Origin of the sequence: Oerskovia turbata (assembly GCF_000718325.1) — a bacterium.
GTDB classification, from domain to species: domain Bacteria; phylum Actinomycetota; class Actinomycetes; order Actinomycetales; family Cellulomonadaceae; genus Oerskovia; species Oerskovia turbata.
This window is the reverse complement of sequence record NZ_JOFV01000004.1, coordinates 62,129-77,807: the sequence shown is the minus strand read 5'-3', so window position 1 is coordinate 77,807 and position 15,679 is coordinate 62,129. Positions and strand designations below refer to the sequence as shown.

At 72.6% G+C, this 15,679-nt stretch carries 12 protein-coding genes; 9 read left to right on the top strand and 3 right to left on the bottom strand.

Features of this window, described 5'->3' with window-relative positions:
• Positions 1–20 precede the first annotated feature (20 nt).
• Positions 21–434, top strand: a complete 414-nt coding sequence (locus IE95_RS0104895; RefSeq protein WP_030150518.1) for a DUF3040 domain-containing protein — start codon at positions 21–23, stop codon at positions 432–434.
• Here the strand turns inward: IE95_RS0104895 and IE95_RS0104890 are convergent.
• Genes IE95_RS0104890 through IE95_RS0104880 form a run of 3 tightly spaced genes read right to left on the bottom strand, consistent with a single transcriptional unit; the run spans position 382 to position 5,055 of the window.
• Positions 382–2,724 (bottom strand): transglutaminase TgpA family protein, encoded by a 2,343-nt coding sequence (locus IE95_RS0104890; protein ID WP_030150517.1) that lies wholly within the window; start codon positions 2,722–2,724, stop codon positions 382–384. The genes IE95_RS0104895 and IE95_RS0104890 overlap by 53 nt on opposite strands.
• Positions 2,721–4,016, bottom strand: coding sequence for a DUF58 domain-containing protein (locus tag IE95_RS0104885; RefSeq protein ID WP_129429373.1), 1,296 nt, complete (start codon positions 4,014–4,016; stop codon positions 2,721–2,723). The genes IE95_RS0104890 and IE95_RS0104885 overlap by 4 nt, the downstream gene beginning before the upstream one ends.
• Before the next feature lie 34 nt (positions 4,017–4,050).
• Complete coding sequence (locus IE95_RS0104880) at positions 4,051–5,055, bottom strand: AAA family ATPase (protein WP_051702749.1); 1,005 nt, start codon at positions 5,053–5,055, stop codon at positions 4,051–4,053.
• Between the two features lie 335 nt (positions 5,056–5,390).
• Between IE95_RS0104880 and mraZ the strand changes: the two genes are divergently transcribed.
• The 8 genes from mraZ (at position 5,391) to murD (ending at position 15,513) form a co-directional block, all read left to right on the top strand.
• Positions 5,391–5,825 (top strand): division/cell wall cluster transcriptional repressor MraZ, encoded by a 435-nt coding sequence (gene mraZ, locus IE95_RS0104875; protein WP_206053299.1) that lies wholly within the window; start codon positions 5,391–5,393, stop codon positions 5,823–5,825.
• 285 nt (positions 5,826–6,110) lie between these two features.
• Positions 6,111–7,133: a 16S rRNA (cytosine(1402)-N(4))-methyltransferase RsmH gene (gene rsmH / locus IE95_RS0104870; protein ID WP_030150513.1), complete on the top strand. Its 1,023-nt coding sequence runs from the start codon at positions 6,111–6,113 to the stop codon at positions 7,131–7,133.
• 122 nt (positions 7,134–7,255) lie between these two features.
• On the top strand, positions 7,256–7,573 hold the full coding sequence (ftsL, locus tag IE95_RS0104865) for a cell division protein FtsL (protein WP_240666230.1): 318 nt from the start codon (positions 7,256–7,258) through the stop codon (positions 7,571–7,573).
• Entirely contained in the window at positions 7,570–9,642 is a 2,073-nt protein-coding gene (locus tag IE95_RS0104860; protein ID WP_051702748.1) for a peptidoglycan D,D-transpeptidase FtsI family protein, read from the top strand. Before ftsL ends, IE95_RS0104860 begins: the two co-directional genes overlap by 4 nt.
• A gap of 207 nt (positions 9,643–9,849) precedes the next feature.
• Entirely contained in the window at positions 9,850–11,559 is a 1,710-nt protein-coding gene (locus IE95_RS0104855) for a UDP-N-acetylmuramoyl-L-alanyl-D-glutamate--2,6-diaminopimelate ligase (RefSeq protein ID WP_030150510.1), read from the top strand.
• Positions 11,556–12,956 carry a UDP-N-acetylmuramoyl-tripeptide--D-alanyl-D-alanine ligase gene (locus IE95_RS0104850; protein ID WP_030150509.1) on the top strand — a complete coding sequence of 467 codons (1,401 nt, stop codon included), beginning with the start codon at positions 11,556–11,558 and terminating at the stop codon, positions 12,954–12,956. Before IE95_RS0104855 ends, IE95_RS0104850 begins: the two co-directional genes overlap by 4 nt.
• Positions 12,953–14,053: a phospho-N-acetylmuramoyl-pentapeptide-transferase gene (gene mraY, locus IE95_RS0104845; RefSeq protein WP_030150508.1), complete on the top strand. Its 1,101-nt coding sequence runs from the start codon at positions 12,953–12,955 to the stop codon at positions 14,051–14,053. Before IE95_RS0104850 ends, mraY begins: the two co-directional genes overlap by 4 nt.
• Complete coding sequence (gene murD, locus IE95_RS0104840; protein ID WP_051702747.1) at positions 14,053–15,513, top strand: UDP-N-acetylmuramoyl-L-alanine--D-glutamate ligase; 1,461 nt, start codon at positions 14,053–14,055, stop codon at positions 15,511–15,513. Before mraY ends, murD begins: the two co-directional genes overlap by 1 nt.
• The last annotated feature ends 166 nt before the right edge of the window (positions 15,514–15,679 follow it).

The following is a 15,679-nucleotide window of genomic DNA, read 5'->3' as shown; positions in this document are numbered from 1 at the left end:
GCTGAGAACCGGGGGTGCCCATGCCTCTGTCAGAGTACGAGCAGCGCGTACTGGAACAGATGGAAAGAGCGCTGACCTCGGATGATCCGCGGTTGGCGACGACGCTTCAGTCGAGCCCCCGCAAGTCGGGCCTGCGCTACGTCGCAGCAGGCATCGGCGTGGTCGGGGGACTGCTGCTCCTGGTCTTCGGAGCGGCGTCCGCCTCGCCTGTGCTGGGCGTGGTCGGGTTCGTGGTGATGTTCGCAGGAGTCGCGTTCGCCTTCTCCGCACCGCGCAGGTCGACGACCGGACCGGTCGGGGTCGTGGACGAGCACGGCAAGGTCACGCCGCCGAAGGCCTCCGCGAAGAGCGGGAAGAGTGGGGCGCCCCGTCAGGGCTTCCTCACCCGACTGGAAGAGCGTTGGGACCGTCGACGTGAGCAGGGCGGTCGTTGAGCTCGTCCCGGACCCCCGCGACCACGATGTCCCGCAGTGCGGCGAGGTCGCCGGGCTGCGGAGGAGTCCAGGTGCGCGCGTAGCGTTCCAGCTCCACCTCGGTGGCCAAGGCGACGAGGGCGTCGGTCGTCGCGTCCGGTAGGTGTCGGCCGGTCCTCTCCGCGACGCGAGCCCCCACGACGGCCGGAACCCGGCGGAGCGTCACGGAGTCGTGCCAGGTGATGCCCATCTCGCCGAGCTGCCGGACGAGGTCGGTCCAGGTCGACTCGACATCGGGCTCCGCAGAAGGCCCGCCGCGGCGGCGCGCCATGAGCCATCCCAGCGCCGACAGGACGAGGACGACCACGAGCGCGATCAGGCCCATGCCCCAGCCGCGGCCTGAGGACGCGGCGTCGCCGAGCGAGCCGGAGCCCGACCCCGGAGCCGGGGCCGTGGACTGGGCGGGCCCGGTGGTCGCGTTCGGCCCGACCTGGTTCGTCGCCGTGTCGCCCGGAACTGCCGTCGAGTCGTCGCTCGAGGGCCCGAGCAACGGGTCTGCCCACGCGGGCACCGGCCCGGCCTGCACTGCTGGTGTCGGCTCGAACCTGACCCACCCCTGACCCGGGAAGTAGAGCTCGGGCCACGCGTGCGAGTCCTTGCCGGTCACCTGGAACACGTTGTCGCTCGCCCGCTCGCCGGGCAGGAAGCCCACGGCCAGGCGGGCCGGGATCCCGACGGCGCGCGCCATCATCGTCATGGACGTGGCGAACTGGACGCAGTACCCCTCCCGGTCCTGGAGGAAGTTCCAGACCGTGTCGTCGGTCGAGCCCTCGGGTACCTCTGTGGAGTAGGTGAAGTTGCTCCCGTCGCGGAAGTAGGACTGCAGGGCGACCGCGGCGTCGTAGCGGGACGTCGTGCCCGCCACGATCTCCTCGGCGAGGGCGCGGACGTCGTCCCGGTGCGCGCTCTCGGGCACCTCGAGCACGTTCGGGTCGTCGATGTCGTCGCCGGCGGTCGCCCGCAGGGCATCGGCGGTCAGGTCGCGCGCGAAGACCTCGAACGAGTAGGTCATCCCTGGGGTCGTGGCGGAGGTCCCCGTCACCTCGTCACGCGAGTCGTCGTAGAACCACTCGCCGTCGACGTCGACGGACCGGGGCTCGGTCGGAAGGACCAGCCTCTCGTCGCGCAGGGTCCTGAGCGTGACGGCGACGGTTCTCGGCCCGGCGGACCCGGCCCCGGAGGCGTCGGGCCACAGGACCTGTCCGGCGTCGACCGGAGGGCCCTGGCGCGAGTCGCCACGTCGCCAGCTCTTCCCGTCGAAGCCGGTGAGCGTGAACATGCGCAGGGGACCGATGCCCGTGCTCGTGCCCCCCTGGTCGATCTCCTGCGGGAACTCGTACGTCAGCGCGACCTCCTCGGAGCGCGCGCCGAGGTTCTCCTCCATGTCGAGGTCGCTCGCCAGGCGCACGGTCGGACCGGCGCTGGTGAAGAAGGACGACCACGGCGAGCTGAGGATCTGGGGGATCGCACCGGCCGCGGTGCCTGCGACGAGTGCCAGCACGGCGATCGCAGCGGTGGCACCCAGGAGTCCGCCCGCGCGCAGGGACCGCGCGGCGGGCCCGACGGGAGCGGGCGTGGCGCCTCGACGACGGACCACGCGGTGCGGGTTGTCGACCGCGACCAGCAGGAGCAGGGCGACGACCGTCACGACGAACACCGGGGGCGGGATCGAGCCCTCGATGACGAGCGGAGGGATCCACAGCGCCAGGAGCGGCAGCGCGGCCGCCGCCGGGAACCGGAGTCCTGCCACGACCAGGTCGGTGGCGAGGAGGACCAGGATCGTCCCGGCCACCGCGATCAGGGCGAGCGGGAACGAGGGGTCGATCGGGGCGACCTCCTCGGCGATCAGGCGTTGTCCTGCGCCGAGGCGTGCGAGCAGGCGGTCGATGCTCGCGCCGCTGATCGCCAGGTCGATGCCGCGCGAGGTGGGTCCGCCGAACACGGCCAGGAGCCCCCAGGCTCCGACGACGAGTCCCACGAGGGTGGGGACGACGCCGCGGAACCCGACGTCGTGGCGTCCGGGTCCCACGTCGTGACCGCGTTCCAGCAGGAGGCGTGTGCCCCCGGTCACGAGAGCGAGCACGAGCACGAACAGCGTGCCCGTGAGAGTCCACTGCCCTGGTCCGATGAGCACGGTCAACGCGCGGAACGAGGCGAGCGTCGCGACGGCGACCAGCACAGAGGTGGCGACGATCCTCAGGACGACCTCGTGGGAGACCCCTCGAGGCGCTCGGGTGGGTGTGGCGCTCACCGGTGCTCCTCCAGGAGTCGGTTCCATGCTGCGCTGACGGTGTGCTCCCGCGGGTCGACGGCGACCGCGAGCCAGCCGATGGCCCGCAGCATGGACAGCGTCTCCGTGACCGCGCCGCCCAGGCTGTCCCCGTCCGGCGCGACGACGAACGCCCAGTGGTTGCCGTCGCCTGCCAGCGGCGCGACGGACGGTCCGGACACCGCCCCGAGGGGACCCAGGACGGCGACCGTGAGCTCGCCGGGGCGACGGGAGGCGCGCAGGGCGTCGGCGGTCGCGGCGAGAGCACGCTCGGCGTCGCGGGGGTTCGTGTGGCCACCGAGGTCGATCGTGTCGTCGAGGATCTGGGCAGCACCGTCGCTCGTGCGTCCGGTGGAGTAGGGGTAGGCGTCGAGGGCCGGGGCTGCGGAGGACGCGACGAGGCGGACCGGATGCCCGGCCCCCAGGAGGGTGACGGCGACGGACGCCGCCGCCTCGACCGCCCACTCGCCGTCCCTGGCTGCCGTCGAGGAGCGGTCCGTGCCCGGCGGCGGGAGGATGCCGCGGTCGAGGAGCACGGTGACCGACGCCATGCCCGCGTTCTCGTCGGTACGCACCATGAGCTGTCCGCGCCGGGCTGCCGTGGCCCAGTGGACGCGGCGCGGGTCGTCGCCCGCGACGTACTCGCGCAGGACGCTGTCGTCGCTCGACGAGGTCCGTGCGCCGTTCCGGGACCGGGCGAGGTCGCCGAAGGCTCGCGATCCCCGTACCGCCAGCTCGGTCGTGCGAGGGCGGACCGAGACGTTGCTCGCCTCCCCGAGGGGCTGGCGCGCACGGACGAGTCCGAAGACGTCCACCCTGCTGGTGAGCACGGGGCCGAGCGGCCAGCGGCCCCGGTGCTCGGGACGGAGCCTGTAGCGGACGGCGATCCGGTCGGGGTGCGAGACGACCTGTGCGCGCAGGGCGTCGTGCTCGCAGAGCTCGGCAGCAGCCTGTTCGCTGATGCGCAGCCGGGCGAGCCGCCCGAGCGCGGTCGCGTTCGGCGAGACGGGGGTGACGAGGAGCCGGGTCGTGACCTGGTTGCCGCGGACCGCAGGGTCCGGCTCGATCCGCCGCGAGACGCGCAGCGCGCCACGGCCGCGATCGATCCGGCGCACGATCATCCAGCCCCATGCCGCGGCGACCACGAGCAGCCCCGATGCTCCGAGCCCGACGACGTCGGTCAGGCCGAGCGCCGTACCCGTGCCGACCAGCACGAGGCCCGCCACGAGGACGGCGGACCCTCGGGCGGTGGGACGGACCTGCGCGACGCTCACTCCGCGCGGCAGCCTGCGACGCGAGCCGGACACGTCAGCGACGTTCCGTCGCCGCGTGGGCAGGGATCGGTGTCGTCTCGACGATCCCCCGGACGACCTGCTCGGTCGTGCGTCCCGCGAGCCGGGACTCGGTCGACAGGATCAGGCGGTGCGCGAGCACGGGCTGTGCCAGCAGCTGGACGTCGTCGGGCAGGACGTGGTCGCGCCCCGCCATCGCTGCGACCGACTTCGCGGCGCGCAGCAGCTGGAGCGAGGTGCGTGGCGACGCGCCGAGCTTGAGGCCCGAGTGCTCCCTGGTCTGGGTCACCAGGTCCAGCACGTAGCGCTTGACGGCGAGCGAGGCGTAGATCGACCGTGCGACCTGGGCGAAGCGCAGGATCGTCGCGCCGTCGACCACCGGCTCGACGTGCCGGAGGGGCGTGTCCGACTCCTGACGGTCGAGCATCTCGAGCTCGGCGTCGACGTCCGGGTAGCCGACCGTGAGCCGTGCCATGAAGCGGTCGCGCTGTGCCTCGGGAAGAGGGTACGTGCCCTCCATCTCGACCGGGTTCTGCGTGGCGACGACGAGGAACGGGCGAGGGAGGCGGTGGGTGGTGCCGTCCACGGTCGTCTGCCCCTCCTCCATGCACTCGAGCAGGGCGGACTGGGTCTTGGGCGACGCCCGGTTGATCTCGTCACCGATGACGATGTTGGAGAACACCGGGCCGCGGCGGAACTCGAAGTCGTGGGTCTCCGTGCGGAAGATGTTGACGCCGGTGAGATCGCTCGGGAGGAGGTCCGGGGTGAACTGGATGCGCCCGACCTGGCAGTCGATGGTCCTGGCGAGGGCCTTGGCCAGGGTCGTCTTGCCGACGCCGGGCACGTCCTCGAGGAGAAGGTGACCCTCGGCCAGGAGGACGGCCACGGTGAGGTGGACGAGCTCGGGTCGCCCGGAGATCACCGACTCGATCCGGGTCCGGATCCGCCCCGTGGCCTCGACGAGCTCCCCGAGTGGATCGATCCCGTCGCGCCGCGGCGCGGTGGAGTAGTCGGTGAGCACGAGAACCTCCGTTGGTCACGCCGGCGTCTGGAAGGTCGAGCCTAGTTGACCATTCTCCCCACTTCCCTCCACGTCCGGATCCCGGAACCCCCGGCGTGGGGGTGCGACGGGTGCGCGAGCCGGACGTACTGCGCGAAGCGCCCGCTGCTCCGCGACCGGGCGCGCATCGCGCCCCACGCCGGTCCACGTGCTCTGACCTGCGGAGATTCTGCGAAGAGGGGTGAAATGGTCGCCATATCCCGGGCTGGGTGGAGGCTTGTGGAGTACTGTGGAGGACGAGGGAGCGGGAGGGGAGGTGGAGTCTGGTGAACGAGTCGTTCGGCGGTTCTCCGAGCCTGCTCCTCGGGACCTACACGCCCCGCCTCGACGACAAGGGGCGGCTCATCCTGCCTGCGAAGTTCCGTGGCCAGCTCGCGTCCGGGCTGGTCATGACCAGGGGGCAGGAACGCTGCCTGTTCCTCCTGCCGATGGACGAGTTCCGCCGGATGTACGACCAGATCCGTCAGGCCCCCGTCACCAGCAAGCAGGCGAGGGACTACCTTCGCGTCTTCCTCTCGGGTGCCAGCGACGAGATCCCGGACAAGCAGGGCAGGATCTCGATCCCTGCCGCGCTGCGGACGTACGCAGGGCTCGATCGCGACGTCGCCGTGATCGGCGCCGGCACCCGCGTCGAGATCTGGGACGCCGGGGCCTGGGAGGCGTACCTGGCCGACCAGGAGGCCGAGTACGCGGCGACGGCCGAGGAGGTGCTTCCAGCGTTGCGCTTCTGATCGCACGGTCCCCGGGTCCGCCCGGCACGAGAGACCGAGCACGAGCGGCACGAGCGGTACGGGCAGCAGGTGAAGAGGCTCCGCACGATGAGGCCTCCTCCCGCCCGGTCTGGCGCACTTCCCCGGCGCCAGAACGGACGCGGAGGGAGACCTGATCGGGCGGGGCCGCGACGCAGCAGGACGGCGCTCTGCCGGCAGCACCGCACGACAGACGGACAGACAGGCACCGCACCACATGCTCGACCCCTCATCGACCCGACGAGGACTCACCAGGAAGGAGGCGTCATGACCACACCTCGCAGCACGTCAGGATCAGGAGCGGAGGACCGGCACGTCCCGGTCCTCCTGCAGCGGTGCGTGGACCTCCTCGCCCCTGCCCTCGCCGAGCCGGGCTCCGTGCTCGTCGACTGCACCCTCGGGATGGGCGGGCACACCGAGGCGGTGCTCGAGCAGGTCCCCACCGCGCGCGTGGTGGGGATCGACCGCGACCCGCAGGCGATCGCGCTCGCCTCCGAGCGGCTCGCCCGGTTCGGGGACCGCTTCCAGGCCGTGCACGCCGTGTACGACGAGATCGGGGAGGTCGTCGCGCACCTGGGCCTGACCGCCGTCCAGGGCGTCCTGATGGACCTCGGCGTCTCGTCGCTGCAGATCGACGAGACGGATCGCGGGTTCTCCTACGCCCAGGACGCGCCGCTCGACATGCGCATGGACACGACGTCGGGCCTGACCGCGGCGGACGTCCTCAACACCTACGACGAGCGCGACCTGACGAGGATCCTGCGGGAGTACGGGGAGGAGCGGTTCGCCCAGCGCATCGCGCGGGCCGTCGTCCGGCGCCGTGAGGTCGAGCCGTGGACGCGCAGCGCCGCGCTCGTCGACCTCGTGCGCGCCAACATCCCCGCCGCCACCCGCAAGACCGGGGGAAACCCCGCCAAGCGCACCTTCCAGGCGCTGCGGATCGAGGTCAACGGCGAGCTCGAGGTGCTGGAGCGTGCGGTCCCGGCGGCCGTCGACGTGCTCGCCGTCGGTGGCCGGATCGTGGTCGAGTCCTACCAGTCGCTCGAGGACCGCATCGTCAAGCGGGAGCTCGCTCGCGGTGCGACGTCGAGCGCGCCTGCCGGGCTGCCCGTCGAGCCCGAGACCCACAAGCCCTACCTCAAGCTGCTCGTCCGTGGTGCCGAGGAGGCCCCTGCGGAGGAGCTCGAGCGCAACCCGCGCTCAGCCTCTGTCCGACTGCGCGCCGCCGAGAGGCTGCGTCCCACGCCTGACCACCTACGCCACCGCCCGCGAGGGGAGAACAAGCCATGAGCCCACGACAGGCCGCCGCTCGGCCTCTGACGTCGACCAGCCCGGCCCCTGCCCGCAGGCCGTCGCTCACCGCCCTGCCGGGGGGTGCCGCGGGACGGTCCCACCGTCCTCGGCTCGAAGCCGTGCGCGCCCCGCTGCAGGTGCGGTCCCGGGTCCCCTTCCTGGTCCTGTGCATGTCGATCCTGGGGGCTGCGCTCCTGGGTGCGCTGCTGCTCAACACGACCATGGCCAAGGGGTCCTACCAGATCTCGGACCTGCGGACCAGGGCGGGCGTGCTCGAGCAGGACACGCAGTCGCTGCACTCGCAGCTGCAGGCCGCCGCGACCTCGCTCCATGCCCGCGCCACCGCGCTCGGCATGGTCGAGTCCGACGCGCCGACGATGCTGCGCCTGTCCGACGGCGCGATCGTGGGAGCGCCGGAGGCAGGGAGCACCCCGTGACCCGTGGGGCGGACCGGCAGGGTCGTGGCGGTCAGCCGCGCCGGGTCGGTCCGTCCCGCACGAGCGGTACCGCGCGTTCGTCGGGTGCGGCGACGGGCCGAGGCAGCGCCACGCGACCCTCGTCGTCGGGCGAGGTCCCCGGGCAGGCGGCGCGCAAGGCGTCGCCCGCGCGCGGGGCGGCCGGCGCGCAGGGATCGGCCGTGGGGCGCAGCGGCACGGGACGCGGTACGGGGCTCGGTCGCCCCGCCGTCGCAGCCGTGCCGGCACCGGGCCGTCCGGAGCACCGCCAGCGCTGGATCATGGGTATCGCCCTAGCGGTCCTGCTGGTGTTCACGGTCCGGCTGGTGTACGTCCAGGTCGTGATCGGTCCGAGCCTCGCCCAGGCCGCGGAGAACCAGCGCACGCAGTCGTACGTGACGATGGCGCACCGGGGGGACATCACGGACGCCGACGGCGTCGTGCTCGCCACGTCGATCGACCGGTACACGGTCTCGGCGGACCAGAAGACGATCCCGGACTTCAAGCCCTCGGCGCGGCACACGATCGACGGGAAGAAGGTCGAGGGCGAAGGTGCCGTGGCTCTCGCCAGGCTGCTCGCCCCCATCCTCGACCGGCCCGCCCCGGAGCTCGCGGCCCAGCTCAGCGGGACGAACGGTCGGATCAACCGCAACGTGATCCTCAAGAAGGACGTGGTCCCGGAGGTGCAGCGCCAGATCGTCGCGCTCGGCGTCTCTGCTTACATCAGCACGAAGCTCACCACGGAGCGGACCTACCCGGCGGGCACGACCGCGGGGAACATCGTCGGCTACGTCGGGGCGAAGCCGTCGGAGGACGGTACGAGCGAGCAGGTCGTGGGGCTCGGTGGGGTCGAGGCGACCTACGACGACCTCCTCACGGGCACCCCGGGCACCGAGAGCTTCCAGCGGGCGGGCGGTGCGGGTGGCGTGCGCATCCCGGGCAGCACCCGGGAGCGCGTCGAGGCCGTGCCCGGGCAGTCGGTGGCCCTGACGCTCGTCCGCGACATCGGGTGGAAGGCGCAGGACTCGATCGACAAGGCGGTCGCCGAGACAGGGGCCGACTACGGGATCGCGGTCGTCCAGGACGTCCGGACCCAGGAGATCCTCGCCCTGGCGGACTCGGGGGCGATCGACCCGAACGATCGGTCCAGCTCACGGGTCGCGGACGGCAGCCGTGCCGTCAAGGACGTCTTCGCCCCGGGGTCGACGGGCAAGGTCGTCACGATGGCGGCCGTGATCGAGGAGGGGCTGGCGACCCCTGCCAGCCAGTACGAGGTCGGCTACACCTACACGACGGCGAACGGTGAGACCTTCAGGGACTCCCACCCGCACGGCGTGGAGAAGCTGACGCTCGCGGGGATCCTCGCCCAGTCGTCGAACACGGGCACCGTGATGGTCGGCCAGGACCTGTCGAAGCAGGTCCGCGAGGACTATCTGCGGGGGTTCGGGTTCGGGTCGAAGACCGGTCTCGGTCTCCCGGGCGAGTCCGCGGGCCTGCTCGCACCGGCCGAGTCGTGGGACCCGCGCACCGAGTACGCGGTCCTGTTCGGTCAGGGACTGGCGGTCAACGCGGTCCAGGCCACGAGCGTCTTCTCGACGATCGCGAACGGCGGCACGCGTGTGTCCCCGACCCTCCTCAAGGGCACGACCGGTCCGGACGGGGTCTTCACCCCGGCCCCGGCCCGGGAGTCGACCCAGGTGGTCTCGGAGTCGACCGCGAACCAGGTCCTGCACATGATGGAGGCCGTGGTCCAGGACGGCTCGGGTGCTGCGGCGGCGATCGACGGCTACCGGGTCGCGGGCAAGACGGGCACGGCGGAGGAGGTCGGTGCGAACGGTCGGCTCACGGAGATCATGGCGTCGTTCATCGGCGTCGCCCCCGCGGACGACCCGCAGTACACGGTCGCGGTCTTCCTCAAGAACCCGCGCACGACGATCTACGGTGGGCTGGTCGCGGCCCCGGTGTTCAAGGACGTGATGGGCTTCACGCTCCAGCACATGAACGTCCCGCCGAGCTCGAAGGTCGAGGAGCCCTACGCGACCGAGTGGTGAGCGGTGGTGAGCGGTGGTGAGCCGCTGGCCGCGCACCACTCGTCGTGGTCCGTCGTCGGGTCGCGAGGGACCGCCCTGTGGGGGTTCCCACACGGGAGCCCCCGGCGCGCGCCGAGGATGCCGGGCGCGCGTGAAGGTCCCGTGAAGTACCCGGTCCGGGCGTCCTGGCCGACCGGGCGAGACTCCGACGCACGGTAGGTTCTACTCGTGACATCCCCGATCGACCGCCTTCGTCCCGCCACGTCCGTGCACCGCACGGCCCGGGAGCTCGCGACCACCTTCGGCCTTGCCGCCGCCGCCGGGGGGACGGCGACGGACCAGGGGCTGGACGCCCTCGGCACTGCCGAGATCTGGTCCGTGGCCTCGGACAACCGGGTCGTCGCCGACGGCGACCTGTTCGTCGCCCTGCCCGGTGCGGGCACGCACGGTGCGAGGTTCGCGAGCGACGCGATCTCTCGTGGCGCACGGGTCGTCCTGACGGACCCGCAGGGCGCGCGGATGCTCGCCGACGCAGGGGAGGAGCGCGTGCCCGTCCTCGTGACCGAGGACCCGCGCGCCGTCCTGGGGCGGGTCGCGGCCTGGGTGTACGGGGAGCCCGCGACGCGGCTGACGACGTTCGCCGTGACGGGCACCAACGGCAAGACGACCACGACCTACCTGCTGGACCACGTCCTGCGTACCCTCGGCTGGAAGGGCGGCCTGATCGGCACGGTCGAGATGCGCTCGGGCGACCGCGTCCTTCCGAGCCGCCTGACGACGCCCGAGGCAGCCGACCTGCAGGCCCTGCTCGCCACGATGCGCGAGGACGGGGTCGGGACCCTCGCGATGGAGGTCTCCTCGCACGCTCTGTCGCTGCACCGCGTGGACGGCGTCGTGTTCGACGTGGCGGGGTTCACGAACCTGAGCCAGGACCACCTCGACTTCCACGGTGACCTTCAGGAGTACTTCGAGGCCAAGGCCGCGCTCTTCACCCCGCAGCACGCCCGTCGCGGCGTGGTCGTGGTCGACGACGCGTGGGGCCGGCGCCTGGCCGAGGTCGCGACGATCCCCGTCTCGACGCTCGCGGTCGCCGCCGGGGCAGGCAGTTCCGGGAGCACCGACGGCCCCGACGGTGCGGTGGTCGACGCGGACTGGACGGTGTCCGACGTGCGCACCGTCGACGCGGCCGCAGGCACGGGCAGCACGTTCGTGCTGCGCCACCGCGACGGCCGCGAGCTGCGGACCTCGACCTCGCTGCCCGGCGGGTTCAACGTGGCCAACGCGGCGCTCGCGCTGGCCATGGTCCTCGAGGCGGGCGCGGACCCCCGCGACGTCGCCGCGGCGCTCGAGGCGGCGGGTGGCGTGAGCGCCCAGGTCCCCGGGCGCATGGAGGTCGTGGGCACCGCGCCGCGCGTCGTGGTCGACTTCGCGCACAACACGGACGCTCTCTCGCTCGCCCTGGCCGCCCTGCGCCCGACGACGGCGGGACGTCTCGTCGTGGTCTTCGGTGCGACCGGCGACCGGGACAAGGGCAAGCGCCCCAGCATGGGGGCCGTCGCGGTCGAGGGCGCCGACGTGGTCGTGGTCACGGACGACGACCCGCACGGCGAGGACCCGGCCGCGATCCGCGCCGAGGTGCTCGCCGGGGCGAGGGCGGCGCAGCAGGCCGCGGAGGAGGGCCGGGACGCGGGGGTGCGTGACGCCGTCGGGCACGGGGCTGCGCCTCGCGCGCACACCGTGGTCGAGGTCGCGCCGCGAGCCACCGCGATCCGTGACACGATCCGGGAGGCCGCCCCCCAGGACACGATCCTGGTCGCGGGCCGGGGCCACGAGGTCTGGCAGGAGATCGCCGGGGTGGACCACGCCCTGGACGACAGGGTGGAGGCGCGTGCCGCACTGGCCGCGCGCCACGAGACGACGAAGGAGCACGGAGAATGATCGAGCTGACTGCGGCGGAGGTCGCCGCAGCGACCGGTGGGCGGCTGGCCGCCGACCCGGACGTGAGGGTGACCGGCTCGGTCGTCGTCGACTCCCGCCTGGTACGCAAGGGTGCGCTCTTCGTGGCGCTCGGCGGTGAGCACGTCGACGGGCACGACTTCGTGCCGGTCGCGGTCGACCAGGGGGCGGCGCTGGTCCTGGCCGCCCGGGACGTGGACGCGCCCGCGGTCGTGGTCGAGGACGTGCAGGCTGCGCTCGGTGCCCTGGCGCGCGAGGTCCTGCGGCGCCTGCGTGCCGCGGGCGACCTCCAGGTCGTCGGGATCACCGGGTCGGTGGGCAAGACGACCACGAAGGACCTGCTGGGCCAGCTCCTGACGCCCCACGGTCGCACGGTCGTGCCGAGGGGCTCGTTCAACAACGAGATCGGTCTGCCGCTGACGGTGCTCGAGGCCGACGCCTCGACCCGGTACCTGGTCCTGGAGATGGGTGCGAGCGGTCTGGGTCACCTGACCTACCTGACGCGGATCGCGCCCCCGGACGTGTCCGTGGTCCTGGCGGTGGGCAGCGCCCACCTGGGCGAGTTCGGCGGGATCGAGGCCGTGGCGACGGCCAAGGCCGAGATCGTCACGGGCCTCGCCCCGGGGGGGACGGCGGTGCTCAACGCGGACGACCTGCGCGTCGTCGCGATGGCGGACGTCGCGCCCGGTCCCGTCGTGACGTTCGGGACCATCCCTGCGGCCGACGTGCGTGCCGAGAACATCGGGATGGACCGTGCCGGGTGCGCGTCGTTCGACCTGCGCGTGCGCGGCGCCGAGGAGACGTTCCCGGTCCAGCTCCGGCTCGTGGGCGAGCACCACGTCGCCAACGCGCTCGCGGCCGCCGCGGCGGCGGTCCGGCTCGGTCTCGAGCCGCGCGTCGTGGCCGCGGGCTTGGCCGAGGCGGCCGCGATCAGCCCGCACCGCATGGCCGTGACGCAGCGCGCGGACGGCATCACGGTGATCGACGACTCGTACAACGCGAACCCCGACTCGATGCGCGCTGCCCTCAAGGCCCTGGCGGTCATGGCGGGGCGCGAGCGTCGGTCGGTCGCGGTCCTGGGCGAGATGCGAGAACTCGGGCCCGACTCGCGCGCCGCTCACGACGAGATCGGCCGTCTCGTGGTCCGATTGAACATCAAGCTGCTCGTCGTGGTCGGTGACGGTGCCGGCGGCATCCACGACGGCGCCACCCAAGAGGGGTCCTGGGGCGATGAGACTCGGTTCGTGCCTGACGTCGAGGCGGCGTCCGCGCTGCTGCGCGACGAGCTCCTGCCGGGCGACGTGGTCCTGGTGAAGTCCTCGAACGGCTCGGGACTGTGGCGACTGGGCGACGAGCTCGCGGGTGAGGTGCGCGCATGATCGCGATCCTCGTCTCCGCGTGCGTCTCGCTGCTCGTGGCCCTCCTGGGCACCCCGCTGTTCATCAGGTTCCTGATCCACCGCAACTACGGTCAGTTCGTCCGCCAGGACGGCCCGACGGCGCACTTCACCAAGCGCGGCACGCCCACCATGGGCGGGGTCGTCATCATCGGGGCGGCCCTGATCGGCTGGGCGATGTCCTACGTCGTGTCGTCGATCGTCTCGGACACGCCGAGGACGCCGAGCGTGTCCTCGCTCCTCGTGCTGTTCCTCATGACAGGACTGGGACTGGTCGGCTTCTTCGACGACTTCACGAAGATCCGCAAGCAGCGCAGCCTGGGCCTGTCGCCGCGGGCCAAGATCGTCGGCCAGGGGGTCGTGGGCATCACGTTCGCGGTCCTGGCGCTCCAGTTCCCCAACGAGAACTTCCGGACCCCGGCCTCGACGCACATCTCGTTCCTGCGCGACACGAACCTCGACCTCGCGTTCGCAGGAGCCACGGTCGGCCTGATCCTGTTCGTCCTGTGGGCCAACTTCCTCATCACGGCGTGGTCGAACGCGGTGAACCTGACGGACGGGCTCGACGGCCTGGCCACGGGCGTGTCCGTGATCGTGTTCGGCAGCTACATCCTCGTGAGCATCTGGCAGCTCAACCAGAGCTGTCAGATCCTCGACGCGGCCGGTCCGCGCTGCTACGAGGTCCGCGACCCGCAGGACCTGGCGATCGTCGCGGCCGCGATCATGGGCGCCTGCGTGGGCTTCCTGTGGTGGAACGCGAGCCCCGCGAAGATCTTCATGGGGGACACGGGGTCGCTCGCTCTCGGCGGCGCCCTGGCGGGCCTGACGATCCTGTCCCGCACCGAGGTGCTCGCGGTCATCATCGGTGGCCTGTTCGTCATCATCGTGCTCTCCGACGTCATCCAGATCGGGTACTTCAAGATGACGGGCAAGCGTGTCTTCAAGATGGCGCCCCTGCACCACCACTTCGAGCTGTCCGGCTGGGGAGAGGTGACGATCGTCATCCGGTTCTGGCTGATCGCCGGGCTGTTCGCAGGCCTGGGGCTCGGGATCTTCTACGCCGAGTGGGTGGTCAGCTAGTGTCCGACACCGCCCGTGCGCTGCGGGTCCCGTGGGAGCGGGCTCGCGTCCTGGTCGCCGGGCTCGGCGTCTCGGGACGCGCCGCCGTCGCCGCACTGACGCCCCGTGCGGCCTCGGTCGTCACGGTGGACCGCGCTGCGCCCGACGCCGACGTGCAGGACGCCGCGCAGGTCGACCTGTCGACGATCGACCTGGTGGTCGCGTCGCCCGGGTGGGCGCCGTCGTCGGACCTGCTGGTCGCCGCCCGGGACGCCCGTGTGCCCGTCTGGAGCGAGGTCGAGCTCGCGTGGCGGCTGCGCACCCCGCGCGCCGACGGGTCGTACGCGCCGTGGCTCGCGGTCACGGGGACCAACGGCAAGACGACGACGGTCGAGATGCTCACCTCGATCCTGTCCGCCGCGGGGCTGCGCGCCGCAGCGGTCGGCAACGTCGGGACGCCCGTCGTGACCGCCGCGCTCGACCCCGACCTCGACGTGCTCGCGGTCGAGCTCTCGAGCTTCCAGCTCCACTTCACGCACAGCATGTCGGCCCAGGCCGCGGCCGTGCTCAACGTCGCGCCCGACCACCTCGACTGGCACGGCTCGCTCGATGCCTACGCGGGCGACAAGGGCCGCATCTACGAGCGCGCCCAGGTGGCCTGCGTGTACAACGTGGCGGACCCCCGGACCGAGCACCTCGTCCGGGAGGCCGACGTCGAGGAGGGGGCCCGGGCGATCGGGTTCACCGTCGGGGCACCCGCGCGGGCACAGCTCGGCGTGATCGAGGACGTCCTGGTGGACCGCGCGTTCCATACGGCTCCCGACGACCCGGCGCGGCACCGCAGCGCGCAGGAGCTCGCGACGTTCGCGGACCTGGCGCACCTCGCCGGCGCCGACGGCGTGGTGCCCGTCCACGTCGTCGCCAACGCTCTCGCCGCCGCAGCGCTCGCCCGGGCGCACGGGGTCGACGCGCGTGCCGTCCGGGACGGCCTGCGCGCGTTCAGCCCGGGTGCCCACCGGATCGCGCACGTGGCGACGGTCGACGGCGTCGCGTACGTCGACGACTCGAAGGCGACGAACGCGCACGCCGCGGCCGCGGCGCTCGGTGCGTTCGCCCCCGGGTCCGTGGTCTGGGTCGCGGGCGGCCTGGCCAAGGGGGCGACGTTCGACGAGCTGGTGCGCGCCCGCCTGTCGAGGCTGCGCGCGGTCGTGCTGATCGGGGCCGATCCCGAGCCGCTGGCGGGTGCACTGGCCCGACACGCACCCGATGTCCCCGTGGTCCGCGTCGATCCCGGTGACACTGGGACGGTGATGCAGCGCGCGGTGTCCAGCGCCCGTGGACTCGCCGTCCCCGGGGACGCGGTCCTGCTCGCGCCCGCGTGCGCGTCGATGGACCAGTTCGCGTCCTACGCGGCCCGCGGCGACGCGTTCGTGCGCGCCGTCCACGACCTGACAGGTTCCGAGTCCGAGCTGGAGGGGTAGCCCAGTGGCCCAGACGACGAGTGGGCGCGGGCCTGCGTCCCGCTCGGCCGCGGGCCGCTCCACGCCGAAGGCCTCGGGCGACGCCCGACCGGCGACCGCTCGCCAGACCGGGAAGCCGGCACCTTCGAACCCGGTCCGTGCGACGGGGAGCGAGGCCGCCGGGACC

Bases quoted from the DNA above. Each gene is read 5' to 3' on its own strand.
- IE95_RS0104895 (WP_030150518.1), top strand. From the start codon at position 21: ATGCCTCTGTCAGAGTACGAGCAGCGCGTACTGGAACAGATGGAAAGA.
- rsmH (WP_030150513.1), top strand. From the start codon at position 6,111: ATGACCACACCTCGCAGCACGTCAGGATCAGGAGCGGAGGACCGGCAC.
- mraY (WP_030150508.1), top strand. From the start codon at position 12,953: ATGATCGCGATCCTCGTCTCCGCGTGCGTCTCGCTGCTCGTGGCCCTC.
- IE95_RS0104850 (WP_030150509.1), top strand. From the start codon at position 11,556: ATGATCGAGCTGACTGCGGCGGAGGTCGCCGCAGCGACCGGTGGGCGG.